The organism is Streptomyces sp. DH-12, assembly GCF_002899455.1.
GTDB lineage: Bacteria > Actinomycetota > Actinomycetes > Streptomycetales > Streptomycetaceae > Streptomyces.
Genome location: NZ_PPFB01000001.1, coordinates 3674039 through 3693217 on the forward strand (window position 1 = coordinate 3674039; position 19179 = coordinate 3693217).

General features: G+C 73.9%; 16 protein-coding genes. 5 read left to right on the forward strand and 11 right to left on the reverse strand.

Translation table 11 applies throughout. The features are described from left to right. Positions 1–63 precede the first annotated feature (63 nt). Entirely contained in the window at positions 64–1965 is a 1902-nt protein-coding gene (locus C1708_RS15340) for an NAD-binding protein (RefSeq protein WP_106416316.1), read from the forward strand. A gap of 172 nt (positions 1966–2137) precedes the next feature. On the opposite strand, the gene C1708_RS15345 is transcribed toward C1708_RS15340, so the two are convergent. Next, positions 2138–3982 carry a S9 family peptidase gene (locus tag C1708_RS15345; RefSeq protein WP_106413208.1) on the reverse strand — a complete coding sequence of 615 codons (1845 nt, stop codon included), beginning with the start codon at positions 3980–3982 and terminating at the stop codon, positions 2138–2140. Between the two features lie 213 nt (positions 3983–4195). On the opposite strand from C1708_RS15345, the gene C1708_RS15350 reads away from it, so the two are divergent. Continuing rightward, positions 4196–5083 carry an SURF1 family protein gene (locus C1708_RS15350; protein WP_241911259.1) on the forward strand — a complete coding sequence of 296 codons (888 nt, stop codon included), beginning with the start codon at positions 4196–4198 and terminating at the stop codon, positions 5081–5083. Here the strand turns inward: C1708_RS15350 and C1708_RS15355 are convergent. The 7 genes from C1708_RS15355 to C1708_RS15385 form a co-directional block, all read right to left on the reverse strand. Then, a complete protein-coding gene (locus C1708_RS15355) occupies positions 5050–6513 on the reverse strand; it encodes a hypothetical protein (protein ID WP_106413209.1) in 1464 nt (487 codons plus the stop codon). The two genes, C1708_RS15350 and C1708_RS15355, sit on opposite strands and share 34 nt — an antisense overlap. Continuing rightward, a complete protein-coding gene (locus C1708_RS15360; RefSeq protein ID WP_198602506.1) occupies positions 6510–7181 on the reverse strand; it encodes a SigE family RNA polymerase sigma factor in 672 nt (223 codons plus the stop codon). Before C1708_RS15360 ends, C1708_RS15355 begins: the two co-directional genes overlap by 4 nt. A 488-nt stretch (positions 7182–7669) precedes the next feature. Continuing rightward, a complete protein-coding gene (locus tag C1708_RS15365) occupies positions 7670–8752 on the reverse strand; it encodes an aspartate-semialdehyde dehydrogenase (RefSeq protein ID WP_106413210.1) in 1083 nt (360 codons plus the stop codon). Beyond that, the gene (locus tag C1708_RS15370; RefSeq protein ID WP_106413211.1) at positions 8752–10029 is read right to left on the reverse strand and encodes an aspartate kinase; all 1278 of its coding nucleotides are present in this window, start codon (positions 10027–10029) and stop codon (positions 8752–8754) included. The genes C1708_RS15365 and C1708_RS15370 overlap by 1 nt, the downstream gene beginning before the upstream one ends. A gap of 517 nt (positions 10030–10546) precedes the next feature. After that, positions 10547–11206 carry a DUF5063 domain-containing protein gene (locus C1708_RS15375; protein ID WP_106413212.1) on the reverse strand — a complete coding sequence of 220 codons (660 nt, stop codon included), beginning with the start codon at positions 11204–11206 and terminating at the stop codon, positions 10547–10549. Next, positions 11199–11798, reverse strand: a complete 600-nt coding sequence (gene recR, locus C1708_RS15380) for a recombination mediator RecR (protein ID WP_106413213.1) — start codon at positions 11796–11798, stop codon at positions 11199–11201. Before recR ends, C1708_RS15375 begins: the two co-directional genes overlap by 8 nt. 119 nt (positions 11799–11917) lie before the next feature. Further along, on the reverse strand, positions 11918–12259 hold the full coding sequence (locus C1708_RS15385; RefSeq protein ID WP_106413214.1) for a YbaB/EbfC family nucleoid-associated protein: 342 nt from the start codon (positions 12257–12259) through the stop codon (positions 11918–11920). A 290-nt stretch (positions 12260–12549) separates the two neighbouring features. Here C1708_RS15385 and C1708_RS15390 point away from each other — a divergent pair, with 290 nt between their 5' ends. After that, positions 12550–13296 (forward strand): SLATT domain-containing protein, encoded by a 747-nt coding sequence (locus C1708_RS15390; protein WP_106413215.1) that lies wholly within the window; start codon positions 12550–12552, stop codon positions 13294–13296. Between the two features lie 345 nt (positions 13297–13641). On the opposite strand, the gene C1708_RS15395 is transcribed toward C1708_RS15390, so the two are convergent. The 3 genes from C1708_RS15395 to C1708_RS15405 form a co-directional block, all read right to left on the reverse strand. Next, positions 13642–15519 (reverse strand): serine/threonine-protein kinase, encoded by a 1878-nt coding sequence (locus C1708_RS15395; RefSeq protein WP_106413216.1) that lies wholly within the window; start codon positions 15517–15519, stop codon positions 13642–13644. Positions 15520–15597: 78 nt separating this feature from the next. Next, complete coding sequence (locus tag C1708_RS15400) at positions 15598–16068, reverse strand: MarR family winged helix-turn-helix transcriptional regulator (protein WP_106416318.1); 471 nt, start codon at positions 16066–16068, stop codon at positions 15598–15600. Then, positions 16065–16670, reverse strand: a complete 606-nt coding sequence (locus C1708_RS15405) for a DJ-1/PfpI family protein (protein ID WP_106413217.1) — start codon at positions 16668–16670, stop codon at positions 16065–16067. Before C1708_RS15405 ends, C1708_RS15400 begins: the two co-directional genes overlap by 4 nt. 174 nt (positions 16671–16844) lie before the next feature. Between C1708_RS15405 and C1708_RS15410 the strand changes: the two genes are divergently transcribed. Both C1708_RS15410 and C1708_RS15415 read left to right on the forward strand, forming a co-directional pair. After that, complete coding sequence (locus C1708_RS15410; protein WP_106413218.1) at positions 16845–18200, forward strand: aspartate aminotransferase family protein; 1356 nt, start codon at positions 16845–16847, stop codon at positions 18198–18200. A 182-nt stretch (positions 18201–18382) separates the two neighbouring features. Further along, a complete protein-coding gene (locus tag C1708_RS15415) occupies positions 18383–19156 on the forward strand; it encodes a GntR family transcriptional regulator (protein WP_106413219.1) in 774 nt (257 codons plus the stop codon). Positions 19157–19179: the final 23 nt, after the last annotated feature.

A 19179-nucleotide genomic window follows, 5' to 3' on the forward strand; every position in this document is an offset into this window, starting at 1 on the left:
GTCTTCTGCCCTGTGGTGAGCCTCCTTCCGAACCCCGCCCCGCCCAGCGATCCGATCGCCCACATGGTGGTGTGCGGCGACGACGGGCTGGCGCACCGGCTCACCGCCGAACTGCGCACCGTGTACCGGGAACAGGTGGTTCTCGTGGTGCCCCCGTCCGGGCGCACCCCGCCCCAGCCGATGGCCGGGCGGGCCCGGGCCGCCTCCGCGGCGCTGTTCGGCCGGGTGGTGACCGCCGTCAACCGGGGCGCCGGAAGCTCCGACGACACCCTGGTCCCGGACGAACGGGTGATGGAGGCCGCCGAACCCACCGAGGCCGTGCTCGCCGACGCGGGCGTGGACCGGGCCGCCGCGCTGGCCCTCGTGTACGACGACGACGAGACCAACATCCGCGCCGCGCTGACCGCCCGCCGGCTCAACCCCCGGCTGCGTCTGGTCCTGCGGCTCTACAACCGGCGCCTCGGCCAGCACATCGAGGAACTCCTCGACCAGGCCGCCGAGTTGGCGGGCGGCACGGCCATGGGCCGCGGGGGGCACGGGGACGGGGACCACGGGGGCCACGGCGCCGACATCTCGACCACCGTGCTGTCCGACGCCGACACCACCGCGCCCGCGCTGGTCGCCACCGCGCTGGTCGGCACCAGCAAGGTCGTCGACGCGGAGGGGTTGCTGCTGCGGGCGGTGGAGCGCCGCCCGCCACGGCCCGGCGAGGTGGCCGACCCGGGACTGTGCACGCTGGCGCTGCTGTCCGCGACCAGCAACGACCCGGCGGGCGACGAGGGATCCGAGGACAGCGGCGACCGGGGGCCTCAACTGCTCCCCGACGCCGAGGCGGTGGCGGCGGCGACCGGGCGCGGCACGGTGGTGCTGGAGCAGGTGTCGCACTCCGGCCCCTCGCTGCCGGCCCGGCGGGCCGGGGCGATGCCGTTCGCCTCGCTGTTCTCGGCGCGGCTGCGGTGGTCGCTGGCCGGTCTGGTGGCCGCGGTGGTCGGACTCGCGGTGGCGCTGATCCTGATCACCGACGACCACCCGCTGCACGCCGTCTACGTCACGCTGCTGGACCTGTTCGCCATCAACGAGCCCGCGCTCGACGCGCCGCTCGGGCAACAAGTGCTCCAACTGCTTTCCGGTCTGGTCGGATTGCTGCTGCTGCCGGTGCTGCTGGCCGCGGTGCTGGAGGCGCTGGGCACCTTCCGCACGGCGTCCGCGCTGCGGAAGCCGCCGCGCGGACTGAGCGGGCACGTGGTGCTGCTCGGGCTCGGCAAGATCGGCACCCGGGTGCTGACCCGGCTGCGCGAACTGCACATCCCCGTGGTGTGCGTCGAGGCCGACCCGGAGGCGCGGGGCATGGCCGTCGCCCGGAGGTTACGGGTACCGGTCGTGGTCGGGGACGTCACGCAGGAGGGCGTCCTGGAATCGGCGAAGATCCACCGCGCGGACGCGCTGCTCGCCCTGACCAGCGTCGACACCACCAACCTGGAATCCGTGCTCTACGCCCGCTCGGTGCGCCCCGACCTGCGGGCGGTGCTGCGGCTGTACGACGACGACTTCGCCAAGGCCGTGTACCGGACGCTGCGCACCGCGCACCCGGCCGCCGTGACCCGGAGCCGGTCGGTGTCCCACCTGGCCGCGCCCGCCTTCGCCGGGGCGATGATGGGGCGGCAGATCCTGGGCGCGATCCCCGTGGAGCGGCGGGTGCTGCTGTTCGCGGCGGTCGTCGTCAACGGGCATCCGCAGCTGGAGGGACGCACGGTCGCGGAGGTGTTCCGGCCGGGCGCCCGGCGCGTCCTGGCGCTGGACACGGCGGCCCGGGACGGCGGCGCGGGTGACGGGGCACCGGGCTCCGGCCTGGTGTGGGACCTGCCGGACACCTACGTCCTGCGCGCGGGCGACCGCGTGGTCCTGGCGGCGACCCGCCGGGGGTTGGCGGAGCTGCTGGGCCGGCGGACGCGGAGCACGCGGTAGTCCCGGCACGGGGCTCCGCCCCGGCGCGGGATGCCGTCACGGCGCGGGGCCGCCCCGTGCCGAGGGTGGGCAGAAGCCGCCCCGGCGGACACGAAGCCGGAAACACGGGCGCGGGGCCGCCGCGCGCCGAGGGGTGCCGGGACTCCCCCGGCGCGCGGGAGGCACGCCGTCGTTACGGCAGGTGCCGGGCCGCGAAGTCCAGCTCCAGGCGGATCTGCTTGATGCGTTCGTCGACCACCAGGGAGCCGTGACCCGCGTCGTAGCGGTAGACCTCGTGGACCGCGTTGCGGGACTCCAGGCGCTTGACGTAGTTCTCGATCTGCTGGATCGGGCAGCGCGGGTCGTTCACCCCCGCCGAGATGTAGACCGGGGCCTTGACCTGGTCGACGTAGGTGATCGGGGACGACGCCTCGAAGCGCTCGGGGGCCTCCTCGGGCGTGCCGCCCAGCAGCGTGCGGTCCATCGCCTTCAGCGCTTCCATCTCGTCGTGGTACGCCGTGACGTAGTCGGCGACCGGGACCGCCGCGATGCCCAGCGCCCACGCGTCCGGCTGCGTGCCGAGGCCCAGCAGCGTCAGGTAGCCGCCCCAGGAGCCGCCGGTGAGGATCAGCCGCCCGGGGTCCGCGAGACCGGAGGAGACGGCCCACTCGCGGACCGCCGCGATGTCCTCCAGCTCGATCAGGCCCACCCGGTGCTTCAGGGCGTCCGTCCAGGCGCGGCCGTATCCGGTGGAGCCGCGGTAGTTGACACGTACCACCGCGTAACCGTGGTCGACCCAGGCCGCCGGGCCCGCCGCGAAGGAGTCGCTGTCGTGCCAGGTCGGGCCGCCGTGGATGTCGAAGACGGTCGGCAGCGGGCCCGTCGCGCCGGCCGGCTTCTGGACGAGCGCGTGGATACGGCCGCCCGGGCCCTCCACCCACACGTCCTCCACCGGCACCGACCCGGGCGACTTCATGCCGGGCGGGTCCAGGACCACACCGCCCGAGGTGGAGCGGACCGCGGGCGGCTGGGCCGCCGACGACCACAGGTACTCCACGCTGCCGTCGGGGCGGGCCGTCGCACCGGAGACCGCGCCGCGCGGCGTGGGGATCCTCTCCAGCCGGCGTCCGGCGAGGTCGTAGCGGAACAGCTCGCCGCGGGCCTCGAAGCCGTGCGCGATGAGCAGGGCCGTGCCGTCCGGGTACCACTCGGCGCTGACGTCGCCGGGCAGGTCCAGCTCCAGGTCCGTCTCCTCGCCCGTCGCCACGTCCCACACCAGGGGCTCCCAGCGTCCGCGCCGCTGGTGGCCGATGAGCAGCCGGGTGTCGCCCGCCACGGGTGCGAAGCCCAGCACCTCCAGGCCCAGTTCCTCGGTGCCGCCGCGGGTGTCGTCCAGCTCGGCGACCGTCGTGCCGTCGGGGCGCATCACGCGCAGCGCGGAGTGCATCGCGTCCCCGTGCTCCGTGTGCTCGACCGCGATCAGCGAACCGTCGTAGGAGAGGTCGCCGACGCCCGCCGACTCGCGGTGCCGGTACAGCTCCACCGGCGCCTCCCCCGTGCGCACCAGGTGGATCGTCGTACCGTCCTCGTCGGTGGAGCGGCCGACGACCGCCGTGCGGCCGTCGCGGCCCAGCGCCAGGCCCGCCGGGTACGAGGGATCCAGTCCCGGGGCCGCCAGCTCGTCCTCGCCGCCGGAGAACCGCTGCCGGCGCCAGACGCCGAACTCGTCGCCGTCCTTGTCGTCGAACCACCAGATCCACTCGCCGTCCGGCGAGAGCACGCCGTCCGTCGTGCCGTTCGACCGGTTCGTCACCTGGCGCTGCTCACCGGTCGCCCGGTCCCAGGCGTACAGCTCGTACGTCCCCGTCGCGTTCGACACGAACAGGGAACGGTCGGGGGCGTCCTCCGCCCAGTCGGGAAGGGACACCCGGGGTGCGCGGAAGCGCTTCTCCCAGTCCGGCATCTCCCCGGTCTGCGGCACTCGCTCGGTCTGGTGGTCCGCCCGGTCCGGCGCGTCGGACCCGTTGCTCTCAGTCATGACCCCATACTGCCCGTCCGGACGGCCATCGCGCGTCCGAGGTCCCCAGCCTGTGGACAACTTCCCCCGGAACGTCCACCGGACCTCTCACCCGATGTGCTGACCCGAGTCAGCGCCGCCCCGCCGCCCGGCGCCCACGAGAGGCCGCCGTGGCCCGTGGCGCAGGCGACCCCGCGGCAGGGGAACCGTCCGCGGACCCGTACCGTTGAGGGCGTGTACCGGTTTCTGCTGACCCCCCGCTGGTGGGCGATCAACGTCTTCCTGCTGCTCTCGATCCCCTTCTGCGTGTTCATGGGGTCCTGGCAGCTGGGCCGGTTCGAGGACCGGGTGGACAACCACCGCGAGGCCGAGGCGCAGGTCGCCGAGGCCAAGAAGGAGGAGGCCCGGCCGCTGGACGACCTGCTGCCGGTGACCAAGGCCACGTCCGGCAAGCAGGCCACCGCGACCGGCCGGTACGACACCCAGCTCCTCGTCCCCGACCGCACGCTGGACGACAAGGACGGCTACTACGTCCTGACCCTGCTGCGCACCGACACCGGCCGCGCGCTGCCCGTCGTACGCGGCTGGCTGCCCGGCACGCCCGACCCGGCGAAGGCTCCCGCGCCGCCCGCCGGCGAGGTCACCGTCACCGGCGCGCTCCAGGCGTCCGAGACCCCGGGCAGCAACGGCGTCAGCGCCCGCAGCGGCCTGCCGGAGGGCCAGACCGCCGCGATCAGCGCGGCCTCCCTGGTCAACCTCGTGCCGTACGACGTGTACGACGCCTGGGTCACGCTGAACAGCGGGGACTCGGGCATGCGTGCGGTGCCGGCGTCCGCGCCCGGCGGCACCGGCCTGGACCTGAAGGCGTTCCAGAACCTCGGCTACACCGCCGAGTGGTTCGCCTTCGTCGGCTTCGTGATCTTCATGTGGTTCCGGCTGCTGCGCCGCGAGGTGGAGCTCGCCCGCGACGCCGAGCTGGGCCTGGGGCCGGACACGGACACGGACATGGGGACGGCGGACGAGGGCGGGAAGCCGCAGGGCGGGACGCCCGAGGGCGCCGACGACGGCGACGGTGGCGACGCCCCGCGTCAGGCGACCGGTGTGAGCAGCCCCGTCCAGTAGACCGTCCCGGCGCAGGCGTTGGCCACCGTCGTGGTGGCCGAGCCGGAGCCCGTGGCCGCCGTGTAGGTCACCGCCACACTGCCCTCGGTCCCGCCGTCCTGCCGCAGCAGCTGCGTCGTCGTGGCCGTCCCGGTGCCCGCGCCCGCGGACGCGCCGTCCGGGTTCGTCGGCTCGCCGGACGGCGTCGGGTCCGCCGAGGGGCCGCCGGAGCCGCCGCCCGCGGTGTCGCCGGGGACCGGACAGGTCTCCGAGGGCACCCAGGCGAACCGCACCTCGTACGAGGCGCCCGGCTCGAGGACCACGGTCGCCGCCTCCAGCGACGGGTCCGGCAGGGCGGCCGCCGCGTCCCCCGCGACATGCCGCGCCGTCCCGATCTTCGCCGCGTCGGCCGCGCCCTGCGGGGTCGCGCTCACGGTGCCCGCGCCCTCGACGACGCAGCTCGCGCCGGAGACGTTGGCGACGCGGAAGGAGCCGTAGACGGCGCCCGCCGAGTCAGGTGCGGCACTGGTTGCGGTCGCGGGACCGAGCTGGGCGGCGGTGCAGGCAGGGGCGTCCGCCGTGGTGCCGGCCGAGGGACCGGCGCCCTCGGACGCGCCCGTGCTCGTACCGGTGCTCGCGCCGGCCTCGTCCCCCTCCTTCGTGGCGCTCTTCTCGTCGTCGCCGACCTCGTCGGAGGAGCCGCCGGCGGTGCTCTCGCCGTTGCCGGGGTCCTTGCCCTGGCCGGTGCCGCCCTGGGCCTGCGAGGCGTGTCCGACGGCGGACGGGTTGGCGTCGGAGCCGGAGGTGGTGGAGACGTGGACCAGCGCGGGCACGGCGGTGCCGAGGAAGAGCGCGGCGGCCGCCGCGCCGACGAGGGCCTGGCGTTTGCGCGCGCGGCGGGCGGGGACGGCCCGGCGCAGGTAGTCCAGGGTGCCGTCGCTCGGCTCCACGTCCTGGACGGCCTGGTGCAACAGGGTTCGCAGGTGCAGCTCGTCCGAGTCGAGCCCTCCGGGGCTCTGTTCGTCCCGGCCGTCGTTCACAGTTCCGTTCCCAGCGTGCGTGTGTGTCGGGTCCTGTCCGTGCGGTGTCACGAGCGCGCGCAGCCGCGCGATCCCGTCCTCCTCGGGCACGCCCCCGCGGCCCGGGCCGCGTACGGACTCCGGACGGTCCGAGTCCTCCGGTCCCGGTGCGGAGTCCCCCCCGTCCGCACGGGAGTTGTCCGTACCGGAGCCCGAGTCGTCGTCCCCCACCGCGCGCAAGGCCCGTTTGGACCCGGGCGGTCGCCGGTCGTCCTCGTGCCCGCCGTCGCCGGAGTCCTCCCCGGCGCCGGAGGCGCGGCCGTCCGCGGACTCCTGGCCCGCCGCGGCATCCGTGGAGCCGGAGGAGCTCCGCGAGCCCTCCGGCTCGCGGTCCTCGGGGCGCGGGTCCCTCATGTCCTGGCCGTCGCTCATGCCGGCGCTCCCATGGCCAGCCGCAGCGCGGCGATGCCGCGTGAGCCGTACGCCTTGACCGAGCCGAGCGATATGCCGAGGGTCTCGGCGACCTGAGCCTCCGTCATGTCGGCGAAGTAGCGCAGCACCAGCACCTCGCGCTGGCGGCGCTGCAGACCCTTCATCGCCTTGATGAGGGAGTCGCGTTCGAGCTGGTCGTACGCGCCCTCCTCCGCGCTCGCCATGTCGGGCATGGGCTTGGACAGCAGCTTGAGGCCGAGGATGCGGCGGCGCAGCGCGGAACGGGACAGGTTGACGACCGTCTGGCGCAGATAGGCCAGGGTCTTCTCCGGGTCCCGGACCCGTTTGCGGGCGGAGTGGACGCGGATGAACGCCTCCTGGACGACGTCCTCGCAGGAGGCCGTGTCGTCGAGGAGCAGCGCCGCGAGTCCCAGCAGCGAGCGGTAGTGCGCGCGGTAGGTCTCGGTGAGGTGGTCGACCGTGGTGCCGACCGCCACCGTCTCGTCGGCGCCGTCGCGCTGACCGGGAATGCGGGCGGGGCGCGCTGCGGGCATGGGCGCGATCACCGGCATGCCACCGGACGCGCCGGCCACGCGGGGCCGGAGCGTGCCGCGGGGCGGCCGCAAGGTCGTGCCGCGGGGCGCTGTGAAGTCGAGTACCTCAGCCACGCCAGTTGGACACGCTTCCCCTCGTGAGGGTTGTACGTGCCGGGCGTCACGTCTGCGCCGACCGGTGCCGTCCACCGCCCACCCGTGTCAGGCAGCACCACCGGCAGCACATCGAATGCCCTCATGCGTCCCGCTCTTCCCCTGTGTTTCATATGAACGGACGTCCCCACGCCCGGTTCCAGACGTCCCCACGTCTGGGAAGCAGCGTCCCCACACCCCGGACAAGGGTGAACGCAAAGACGCTCCCCGCCCTCCGCTCGGTTGCGGCTGGCGGGGAGGTGAATCCTCGTCCGCAATCCTCGGCCCAGGAAGTTGCATGTTCAAGTGGTGCGAACCGAGAAGCCCGCCCCACAGGTTCCTCACAGATCCTACAAATGAAACCTCTGTGATCCAGACCTTTTACCGCACGGCCGGCCGCCCGCTGTGCACCGGGCGGCCGTGCGCCAGGCGGCCGTGCGCCAGGCGGCCGTACGTCAGGCGGCCGTACGCTAGGCGGCCTTGTGCTCCGCGGCTATCAGCTCGGCGATCTGCGCGGTGTTGAGCGCGGCACCCTTGCGCAGGTTGTCCCCGCACACGAACAGCTCCAGCGCCGTGGGGTCGTCCAGGGCCCGGCGCACCCGCCCGACCCAGGTCGGATCGGTGCCGACGACGTCGGCGGGGGTGGGGAACTCGCCCGCGGCCGGGTTGTCGAAGAGGACCACGCCGGGGGCGGTGGCGAGGATCTCGCGCGCCTTGCCGACGGTGACCTCGTTCTCGAAACGGGCGTGCACGGTGAGGGAGTGCACGGTGACCACGGGGACGCGCACGCAGGTGACCGCGACCGGGAGAGCGGGCAGGCCGAGGATCTTGCGGGACTCGTCCCGCACCTTCATCTCCTCGGACGACCAGCCGTCCTCGCGCAGCGAACCGGCCCACGGCACGACGTTCAGCGCGACCGGCTCCGGGAACGGCCCGGTGTCGTCCCCCACGGCCCGCCGTACGTCGCCCGGGCTGGTGCCCAGGTCGGTACCGGCCACCAGGGACAGTTGCTCGCGCAGCGTCCGCACGCCGGCCTGGCCGGCGCCGCTGACCGCCTGGTACGACGAGACGACCAGCTCACGCAGGCCGAACTCGGCGTGCAGCGCGCCGAGCGCGACGATCATCGACAGGGTGGTGCAGTTCGGGTTGGCGACGATGCCGCGCGGGCGGCTGCGTACCGCGTGCGGGTTGACCTCGGGGACGACCAGTGGCACGTCCGGGTCCATGCGGAAGGCGCCGGAGTTGTCGACGACGACCGCGCCGCGCGCGGCGGCGACGGGCGCCCACACGGCGGCGACCTCGTCGGGCACGTCGAACATGGCGACGTCGACCCCGTCGAAGGCCTCCTCGGTGAGCGCCACCACCTCGACCTCCTCCCCGCGCACGGCCAGCTTGCGGCCGGCTGAGCGCGGGGAGGCGATGAGCCTGATCTCGCCCCAGACGTCCGCGCGCTGGGACAGGATCTGGAGCATGACCGTGCCGACGGCCCCGGTCGCTCCCACGACCGCGAGCGTCGGCCGCCCGGAACGTCCGGGTCCTGCGGTCCCGGTCATCAGCGGCCGGTGCCTCCGTAGACCACGGCCTCGTCGCTGTCGGAGTCGAGACCGAAGGCGGTGTGCACGGCGCGCACGGCCTCCGGCACGTCGTCCTTGCGGGTGACGACCGAGATACGGATCTCGGAGGTCGAGATCAGCTCGATGTTCACGCCGGCGTCGCTGAGCGCGGTGAAGAAGTCGGCGGTGACACCGGGGTTGGTCTTCATGCCCGCGCCGACCAGGGAGATCTTGCCGATCTGGTCGTCGTAGCGCAGGGAGTCGAAGCCGATGGCGCCCTTGTTCTTCTCCAGGGCGTCGATGGCCTTGCGGCCCTCGGACTTGGGCAGGGTGAAGGAGATGTCCGTCAGGCCGGTGGACGCGGCGGACACGTTCTGCACGACCATGTCGATGTTGATCTCGGCGTCCGCGATGGTGCGGAAGATCGACGCGGCCTCGCCGGGCTTGTCGGGCACGCCGACGACCGTGACCTTGGCCTCGGAGGTGTCGTGTGCGACACCGGAGATGAGAGCCTGCTCCACCTGCTTGTCCCCTTGCTCGATCGGCTCGCTGCTGACCCACGTGCCCTGCAGTCCGCTGAAGGACGAACGGACGTGGATCGGGATGTTGTACCGGCGGGCGTACTCCACACAGCGGTGGAGCAGCACCTTGGAACCGGAGGCGGCCAGTTCGAGCATGTCCTCGAACGAGATCCAGTCGATCTTCCTGGCCTTCGTCACCACGCGCGGGTCGGCGGTGAACACACCGTCGACGTCCGTGTAGATCTCGCACACCTCGGCGTCGAGCGCCGCGGCGAGGGCGACGGCGGTGGTGTCGGAGCCGCCGCGGCCGAGCGTGGTGATGTCCTTGGTGTCCTGGCTGACGCCCTGGAACCCGGCGACGATGGCGATGTTGCCCTCGTCCACCGAGGCCTGGATGCGGCCCGGCGTGACATCGATGATGCGGGCTTTGTTGTGGACCGAGTCGGTGATGACACCTGCCTGGCTGCCGGTGAAGCTCTGGGCGTTGTGGCCCAGGTTCTTGATCGCCATGGCCAGCAAGGCCATGGAGATCCGCTCTCCGGCGGTCAGCAGCATGTCGAGCTCGCGGCCGGCAGGGATCGGGGAAACCTGCTCGGCGAGATCGATCAGCTCGTCCGTCGTGTCGCCCATCGCGGAAACCACGGCGACCACCTGGTGGCCGTTCTTCTTGGCTTCCACGATCCGCTTGGCGACGCGCTTGATGCCTTCGGCATCGGCTACGGAGGAGCCTCCGTACTTCTGCACGACAAGGCCCACGTGCGCTCCTCGCTCAGTCCGTCGTTGTCCACAGTCCGCACACATGTGTGTCCGCTGCGGTCGGCTCAGTCTATCGGCGTCCGAAAATCCGCCCCTCGAGATATCGCATGGTGAGACTTCGGACGCTCGCGGGGGGCTCCTGCCCAGACCGGCGCCCACCACTCGGAAAAGTGCCCCGCGTCACACGGGAGGCGGTCCTTTTCAGTCGGCGGGAGCTTCGAGGCGCCGGGTGTGCGGCCCTCCCGGGCGGCACGGACCTCACATCTCACACAGGCGGCGGTGTCCCCACGTGGGTTTCGGCCGCCGTACGCGCGGTCCGCTCGCGGGACCCCGGCGTCCCTCGCGGGACTCCGGCGTCCCTGCCCGCGTCGCCCACGCACCCGCTGTCGCTCACGCGGCGGACGCCGGCGGGGACACACTCTCCGCAAAGCGTGAACACACCGGCTGGTTCCGTCCACTGAGCGCTCGTCCGAGCGTCCGATGGACGGTCGCCCGCTCTTCGCTCACGCTTTTCTCATCACATGACCGGGCGCATGCCCAGCGGGGTGGCGATCTCCTCGGCCATGACCTTGCCGGCCTCGGCCTCGAGGGTCTCGTCGCGCAGGCCCTGGTCGGTGTCCAGGCCGTCGAGTTCGGCCAGGGGCTGGTTCAGGCGGACGTGGGCGACGACCGACTGCAGGGCGCGCAGGGTCGCCGACGCCGTGGAGCCCCAGTTGGAGAAGTAGGAGAACTGCCACCACCACAGCGCCTCCGACGTGCGGCCCGCCTTGTAGTGGGCCATGCCGTGGCGCAGGTCCGTGATGACGTCGGTGAGGTCGTCGGAGATGCGCGCCGGCACCGGGGCCTTGCGCGGCTCGTACGGGTCGAAGACCTCGGAGTAGACGTCGATCGGGTCGAGCAGCCGCGCCAGGTTCTCGCGCAGCTCGTCCACGTCCGGCTCGGGGCCCATGTCCGGCTCGTAGCGCTCCTCGGGGACGATGTCCTCGTGGGCGCCCAGACGGCCGCCCGCGAGGAGCAGCTGGGAGACCTCCAGGAGGAGGAAGGGCACCGCCGAGTCCGGCTCGTCGCCCTTCGCGACCTCCGTGACGGCGACCAGGAAGCTCTCGATCTGATCGGCGATCTGGACCGCGAAGTCGTCCGGGTTCTGGTCGGTCGCGTGCAGCGTGGCGTCAGACATCTAGGAGTCGTCTCCCCTCGAAGGCGCGGCCGAGCGTGACCTCGTCCGCGTATTCCAGGTCACCGCCCACCGGGAGGCCGCTGGCCAGGCGGGTGACCCTCAGGCCCATGGGCTTGATCATGCGGGCGAGGTACGTGGCTGTGGCCTCGCCTTCGAGATTGGGGTCCGTGGCGAGGATCAGCTCGGTGACCGTGCCGTCCGCCAGCCGGGCCAGGAGTTCCCGTATGCGCAGGTCGTCGGGGCCCACCCCGTCGATCGGGCTGATCGCGCCGCCCAGCACGTGGTAGCGGCCGCGGAACTCACGCGTGCGCTCGATCGCGACGACGTCCTTCGGCTCCTCCACGACGCAGATGACCGCGGGGTCGCGCCTGCTGTCGCGGCAGATGCCGCACCGCTCCTCCTGCGCCACGTTCCCGCAGACCGCGCAGAAGCGGACCTTCGCCTTGACCTCCATCAGCGCCTGCGCCAGACGCCGTACGTCCGTCGGTTCCGCCTGCAGGATATGGAAGGCGATCCGCTGCGCGCTCTTGGGACCGACGCCGGGCAGCCGCCCCAGCTCGTCGATGAGGTCCTGGACCACGCCTTCGTACAACGGACTGCCGTCCTTCCTGGTGTTCCTTCACTACGTACGGTAGAGGCCCGCGGCCCCGCTTAGAAGCCCCGCGCTCCGGGAGGCCCGGGGGCCCCGGAGACCCGGGCCGGCGGCCTCGCTCAGAAGGGCAGGCCGGGGATGCCGCCCCCGCCGAGGCCCTGGGCCAGCGGGCCGAGCTTCTGCTGCTGGAGCGTCTGCGCGTTCTCGTTCGCCGCCTGGACCGCCGCGACGACCAGGTCCGCGAGGGTCTCGGTGTCCTCCGGGTCCACCGCCTTCGGGTCGATCTTCAGCGCCCGCAGTTCGCCGGAGCCGGTGACGGTGGCCTTCACCAGACCGCCGCCCGCCTGGCCCTCGACCTCCGTGCGCGCCAGTTCCTCCTGGGCCCGGGCCAGGTCCTGCTGCATCTTCTGGGCCTGCTGGAGCAGCTGCTGCATGTTGGGCTGGCCACCACCGGGGATCACGATTCGGCTCCTAGGTCGGTACGTCGGTCCGGTGCGACGGTCGCACCGCTCGGCACGAGCCTACGTGCTCGAGGCAGCCGTCGCCCCGGCACTCTTTCGGGTGAGTCCCCTCCGGGGCCCTATACCTGATCACGGCCCCCCAATGGGCGTAAAAGCGCGCGAACCTCCGACGCGCCCACCCGTTGGGCGGTAGGAAGGGCCCGGCGCGCGAGCACCACGCGTGACCGGCCGGCTGCGCACGGTGCGTGCGCGCGGAGCCGGTCAGGTCGGTTCAGGAGGGGAGATACCGGGTGGGTCAGCCGGAGATGCAGCCCGAGGGTCGGCCTCACGACGGGCGGGGCGAGGGCGCGGCGGGGCTGCGGCCGGGCGGCCCCGCCGGGCGGGCGTTCCCGCTCGGGGACTGGGGCGAACCGGCCGCGCGGCTGGACGAGCTGTACCGGTGGGTGGAGCGCGGGGCGCTGGACACCGCCGCGTGGTACCTCGAGGACCGGATGTGGAAGCGGCGCTGCGCGTGGGCGCTGCGGACCGGCACGGCGCTGGGCGCGCTGACCGGGGCCGCGCTGCCGCTGCTCGATCTGGCCGGGGCGGCGGACGGCGTCACGCCCTGGGGGTATCTCGCGCTGCTGCTCGCCGTGGCGTGCGTGGCGGGCGACCGGTTCTTCGGGATGACGTCCGGCTGGATGCGGGACGTGGCGACGGCGCAGGCGGTGCACCGGCGGCTGCAGGCGTTCCAGTTCGACTGGGCGTCGGAGTGCGTGCGCGAGGTGCTGGGGCCGGCCGAGGGCACGGCCGGTGAGGCGGCGGAGCGGTGCCTGACGGTGCTGCGGCGCTTCACGGAGGACGTGACGGAGCTGGTCCGGGTGGAGACGGCGGACTGGATGATGGAGTTCCGCGGCGGGGGCGCTCCGCTGGGGGTGCGGACGGCGCTGGGCGGTGCGGGCCGCCCGGAGGCCGCCCTCCCGCCCGGCCGTTTCCCGTCCCCGCCGAACGGGGCCCGGCCGAACATGCCCCGGCAGCGGCCGCCGGAGACGCGCTGAGGTTCTCCGCCGGGGCGGTGGCGACCCGGGGCCCGGCCTTTCCCGACCGACGATGCACCGAGCACGCCCCGCCCCCACCGGGGCGCGCGGCGTGCACGCGCGCCGACTCTCACGCCGTGCGCGGCGCACACAGCCCACCCGACCCCACCGCCGTGCGCGGCGCACACCACCACCCCGCGCTCACCGCCGTGCGCGGCGCGCACCCGTGTCTGTCCTCACGCTGTGCACAGCGCGTGCGACCTCCCGGGCCACCCGGACCACACGTCTCCCGTCACCTCGCGCGCCCCGCGCTCCGGGCGTGGCCCTCGCCCGCCCCCTCCGGGGGAGGCGGGGCGGACCGGCCGTTCAGTCCCGCGTGTACGTCAGCTCCTCCCCGGTGCCGTCGCTGACGCGGCGCAGGGAGCCGTCGGGGAGCAGGCTGATCTCGCTGGCGGAACCGGGTGTGCAGGCGCCGCGCGGTTCGCCGACGGTGACGGTGGACGGGCCGATCTGCAGCCGGCCGTCGGAGGTGCCGGTGAGGCGTGCCTCGAAGACGCAGTGGTAGGTGCCGTCGCCGGTGGGGCCGTCGGCCACCAGGGACATCACGGTGTCGCCGACCTCGCCCTGCTGCACGGTGAGGCGGCGGCTGTGCGAGCCGCTGTCGTTGTCGATGCCGGAGGACCAACGGCCCAGGAACTCCGGGGGGACCGTCCCGTCCGCGGACGTGCCGGCGCTCGGCGAGCGCGTGTCCGCCTCCGTCGAGGGCACGTCGTCCGCGGTGGCCGGGTCGCCGGTGTTCTGCGGCGCGCTGCTCGGCGCGGCGGGCGTCGACGGGCCGCCGCCCGCGCGGTCGTCGCTTCCCGCGCCGCTCATCAGCGCGTACACGGTGCCGCCCGCGGCGAGCGCCACGACCAGCGCGATCACCACGAGCAGCGCGGTGGAGCGGTTGTCGCGACGCGGCTCGTGCGGCGGCGGCCCGTACGGCTGCGGCGGTCCCGGGAAGGGCGGCGGCCCGTACGGAGGGGTGCCGCCCGCGCCCTGGCCGCCGTACGGGTGGCCGTACCCGGGCGGCTGCGGGTGCTGCTGGGGGTGACCGTAGGCGCCCCCGCCGTACGCGCCGCCGCCCGGCGCCGGTCCGGGCGGCGGGGCGGGGGCGCCGCCGTGGCCGACCACGACCGTCGGCAGGTGGTTCACGCCGGGCTGCCCCGGCGGGGTCGGTGCGGGCGCGTCCGGGGACGGCGCGGCCCCGTCGTCCGCGGCGCGCGCGTGCTCAGGGGGTGCGGGAGCGGTGCCCGAAGGACCCCCTCCCGACGCTCCCGGCGCCTCCGGGTCCTCCGCGTCGAGGAGCCGGACCGCGTGGCGGCCCAGCTGGGCGACCAGCGCGCCGGGCAGCCACGGGTCACGGGACCGGCCGTCGGCGACGGTGTCCTCCGCGCCCGTCCGGGCCAGCACCTCGTCGAGCGCGGGCCGCGCGGCCGGGTCCTTGCGCAGGCACGCCCGCACCAGGTCCGCGAGCTCCTCCGGCACCTGCGTCAGGTCGGGCTCCTCCTGCGCGATGCGGAACATCAGCGCGTGCACCCCGCTGTTGGCGGTGCCGAACGGCAGCGTGCCGGTCGCGGCGTAGGCGAGCACCGAGCCGAGGCAGAACACGTCGCAGGCGGGCGTGATGCGGTCGCCGCGCACCTGCTCGGGCGCCATGAAGCCGGGCGAGCCGACGAGCGCCCCGGTGCGGGTGAGCCCGCCGTCGGTCACCGTCTCCAGCGCCCGGGCGATGCCGAAGTCGATGACGCGCGGCCCGTCGATGGTGACGAGCACGTTGGACGGCTTGAGGTCGCGGTGGACGATCCCGGCCGCGTGGATGTCCTTCAGGGCGTGCGCGAGGCCGGCGGCGAGGATGCGCACCGACCGCTCGGGCAGCGCCCCGTGGTCGTGGCCCACCACCTGCTGGAGGCTCGGCCCGGCGACGTACCCGGTGGCCACCCACGGCACGGCCGCCTCGGTGTCGGCGTCCAGCACCGGCGCGGTCCAGTCGCCGCCGACCTGCCGGGCGGCCCGCACCTCCTGGCGGAAGCGGGCGCGGAACTCCTCCTCCCGGGCCAGCTCCTCGCGGACCAGCTTCACGGCGACGGTGCGTCCGCGGTCGGAGCGGGCGAGGTAGACCTGGCCCATGCCGCCGCCGCCCAGCCGTGCGAGCAGCCGGTAGCCCCCGATGACCTGCGGATCCCCGGTCCCGAGCTTGTCCATCGCTGCGCCGCCTTCCCCCCGCAGTGAGCAACGGATCGAGGATAGTGGCGGGTCGGTCCCCGGCGGGTCGGGCGACGTCTACGGTTCCGTAACAGGCGGGCCCAGGCCGTCGAGCACCGTGGACAGGCGTTCCAGCGCCCGCACCGCCTCGGCGAGTCCCTCCTCCCCGTGCGCCTCGCGGTACGCCTCGGCGAGCCGGGCGGCGAAGGCCGCGTGGCCGGGGTCGATGCGGCGGACGGCCGCGTGTCCCGCCTCGGTCGGGGCGAGGAGTTTGGCCCGCCGGTGGGCGGGGTTGGGCCGGTACTCGGCGAGGCCCCGCTCCACCAGCAGGTCGGCGACGCGCTGCACGCTCTGCCGGGTGATGCCCATGGCGCGGGCGATCCCGGACACCGGCAGCGGGCCGCGGAGCACCGCGCCCAGCACCTGCCACCGGGCGGCGGTGAGTCCGGCGGGGCGGGCCAGTTCCTCGGCGACCGCGAGGAACTGGCCGTTGAGCCGGAAGGCGCCGAGCGCGCCCCGGCTGAGCAGGTCCTGTTCGTCCCGGCTCACCGGCTCACCGCCTCCGTCCACTCCGCGAAGGCGCCCGGGTCGGAGTCGTGGAACAGCCGGTACCAGGCGTCGGTCGCCTTGTCGTCATAGGCGCCGAGCAGCGTGAGGATCTCGCGGGCGAAGGCGACCGGTTCGGTCGGTCCCGCGGTGACGAGGAGGCCGTCGGTGACGGCGTCGGCGTCGACGTACCGGCCGGCGCCCGCGTATCCGGTCGCCGCGAGGTAGGGGGCGGCGGCGCTGGTGTGCGCGCGGTCGTCGAGCAGGCCCTCGCGGGCGAGCCCGGCGGTGGCGCCGCAGATCGCGGCGACCGGCACGCCGGCGTCGAGGAAGGCACGGGCGGCGCGGGCGGCGGGGGCGAGGTCGTCACCCTCGTCCCAGGCGGTGGCGCCGGGGAGGATCAGCAGCGCGCTGTCCTCGGGGCGCAGGTCCTCCAGTGCGAGGTCGGGCTGGGCGCGGAGGCCGCCCATGCTGGTGACGGGCCGGCCGCCGCGGGTGGCGGTGCGGACTTCGAAGCCCGCGAGGGCGAGGTGCGCGGTGGCGTGACCGGTCTCCCAGTCGGCCCAGGTGTCGTAGAGGGCGAGATGCACGGGCTTGCGGGTCATGACCGCTCCCTGGGGGTCGGTTCCTCTGCCGAACTTTGACAGCAGCCTGTCACTATAACAGCATGCTGTCAAATGTGCACCGCGCCCCCTCGTCGACAACCTGTCGCGGAAAGTCCTGGACCGCAGACAGGCCGCCCATGTCGCTCCACGCCGCCCCCGCCTACCCTCGGGCGCATGACCCCTCAGCCCGACCCCGAGGCCGGGGCGGCCGTCAAGGCCGCCGACCGTGCGCATGTGTTCCACTCCTGGTCCGCGCAGGAGCTCATCGACCCGCTCGCCGTCGCCGGGGCGGAGGGGTCGTACTTCTGGGACTACGACGGCCGCCGCTACCTGGACTTCACCAGCGGCCTCGTCTACACCAACATCGGTTACCAGCACCCCAAGGTCGTCGCCGCGATCCAGGAGCAGGCGGCGCGGATGACGACGTTCGCGCCCGCGTTCGCCGTCGAGGCGCGCTCGGAGGCGGCCCGGCTGATCGCCGAGCGCACCCCGGGCGACCTGGACAAGATCTTCTTCACCAACGGCGGCGCCGACGCCGTCGAGCACGCCCTGCGCATGGCCCGGCTGCACACCGGCCGCCCCAAGGTCCTCTCCGCCTACCGCTCGTACCACGGCGGCACCCAGCAGGCCGTGAACGTCACCGGCGACCCGCGCCGCTGGGCCTCCGACAGCGCCACCGCCGGGGTCGTGCACTTCTGGGCGCCGTTCCTGTACCGCTCGCGCTTCTACGCCGAGACCGAGGAGCAGGAGTGCGCGCGGGCGCTGGAGCACCTGGAGACGACGATCGCCTTCGAGGGGCCCTCGACGATCGCCGCGATCGTCCTGGAGACCATCCCGGGCACCGCCGGCATCATGCCGCCCCCGCCCGGCTACCTCGCCGGGGTCCGCGAACTGTGCGACACGTACGGCATCGTCATGGTGCTGGACGAGGTGATGGCCGGGTTCGGCCGGACCGGCACGTGGTTCGCGGCCGACCTGTACGACGTCGTCCCGGACCTGATGACCTTCGCCAAGGGCGTCAACTCCGGCTACGTCCCGCTGGGCGGTGTCGCCCTCTCCGCGGAGATCGCCGCCACCTTCGCCACCCGCCCCTACCCGGGCGGCCTGACCTACTCCGGGCACCCGCTGGCCTGCGCCGCCGCCGTCGCGACGATCAACGTGATGGAGGAGGAGGGCATCGTCGAGAACGCGGCCGCCCTCGGCGCGTCCGTCGTCGGCCCCGGCCTGCGGGAGCTGGCCGAACGCCACCCGAGCGTGGGCGAGGTGCGCGGCACCGGCATGTTCTGGGCGGTGGAGCTGGTGCGCGACCGCGAGACCCGGGAGCCGCTGGTGCCGTACAACGCGTCCGGAGAGGCGAACGCCCCGATGGCCGCCTTCGCCGCCGCCGCGAAGAAGGCCGGCCTCTGGCCCTTCGTGAACATGAACCGCACCCACGTGGTGCCGCCGCTCAACACCGGCCAGGCCGAGCTGAAGGAGGGCCTGGCGGCCCTGGACGCGGCCCTGTCGGTGGCCGACGAACACGTGCGGTGACCGGCGGGCGGGGCCGGCGTCACCGGTCCCGGACGGGCGCGCGGCGGGTGTCCGCCCGCGCCCGTTCGAACAGCAGGCGCTCTCGCCGCACCGCGTAAGCCCTCGCCGCACCGCGTAAGGTGGCGTGCCCGTGATTTCTCGCGGGCACGCCACTCGAACGCGATGAGGGAGACGCCCCGACCATGCCCCGCCTCAGCGGCGACGTCGCCGTGACCCGCAGCACCCTGCGGCAGCAGATCGTCGACGCGCTCCGTGACGAGGTGCTGGCCGGGCGGCTCCAGCCGGGGCAGGCGTTCACGGTCAAGGAGATCGCCGAGCAGTACGGGGTGTCGGCGACGCCGGTGCGGGAGGCGCTGGTCGACCTGTCGGCGCAGGGCCTGCTCGACGCCGACCAGCACCGGGGCTTCCGGGTGCACGAGTACACCGCCGACGACTTCCGCGGCATGATCGAGGCGCGCCGCCTGGTCACCGACGGGATGTTCCACGCGCTGACCCACGGCGGCCCGCCGCACCTGCGGCCCGAGGAGCCCCGGCTGGCCGCGCACCTCGCCGGGGTGCGCCGGCGCGGCGAGGAGGCCCGGCGCGCGGCCCTGGCCGGTGAGGTCACCGTGCTGATCGGCTACGACCTGCGGTTCTGGCGGGAACTGGCGTCCGCGTTCGGCAACCCGTACCTCACCGACTTCCTGCACCGGCTGCGGGTGCAGATGTGGGTGTGCGTGGTGCAGCACCTGCGGCGGCTGCCCGATCCGCGGGGCCGGCTCTGGGCACAGCACACCGAGCTGGTGGACGCCCTGACGCGGGGCGACACCGACGCCGTGCGTGACATCCTCGACGGGTACACCGCGTACTCCCTGTCCCTCGTCGAGGGCCTGACGTCCGGCGGGACGGGTAAGGGACCTGTACGACGGCCCGCAGCGGAGGGTCCGCCCGCACGGGACGCCGATACGCTTCCCTGACCCACGTCCTGAACCTTCTTCAC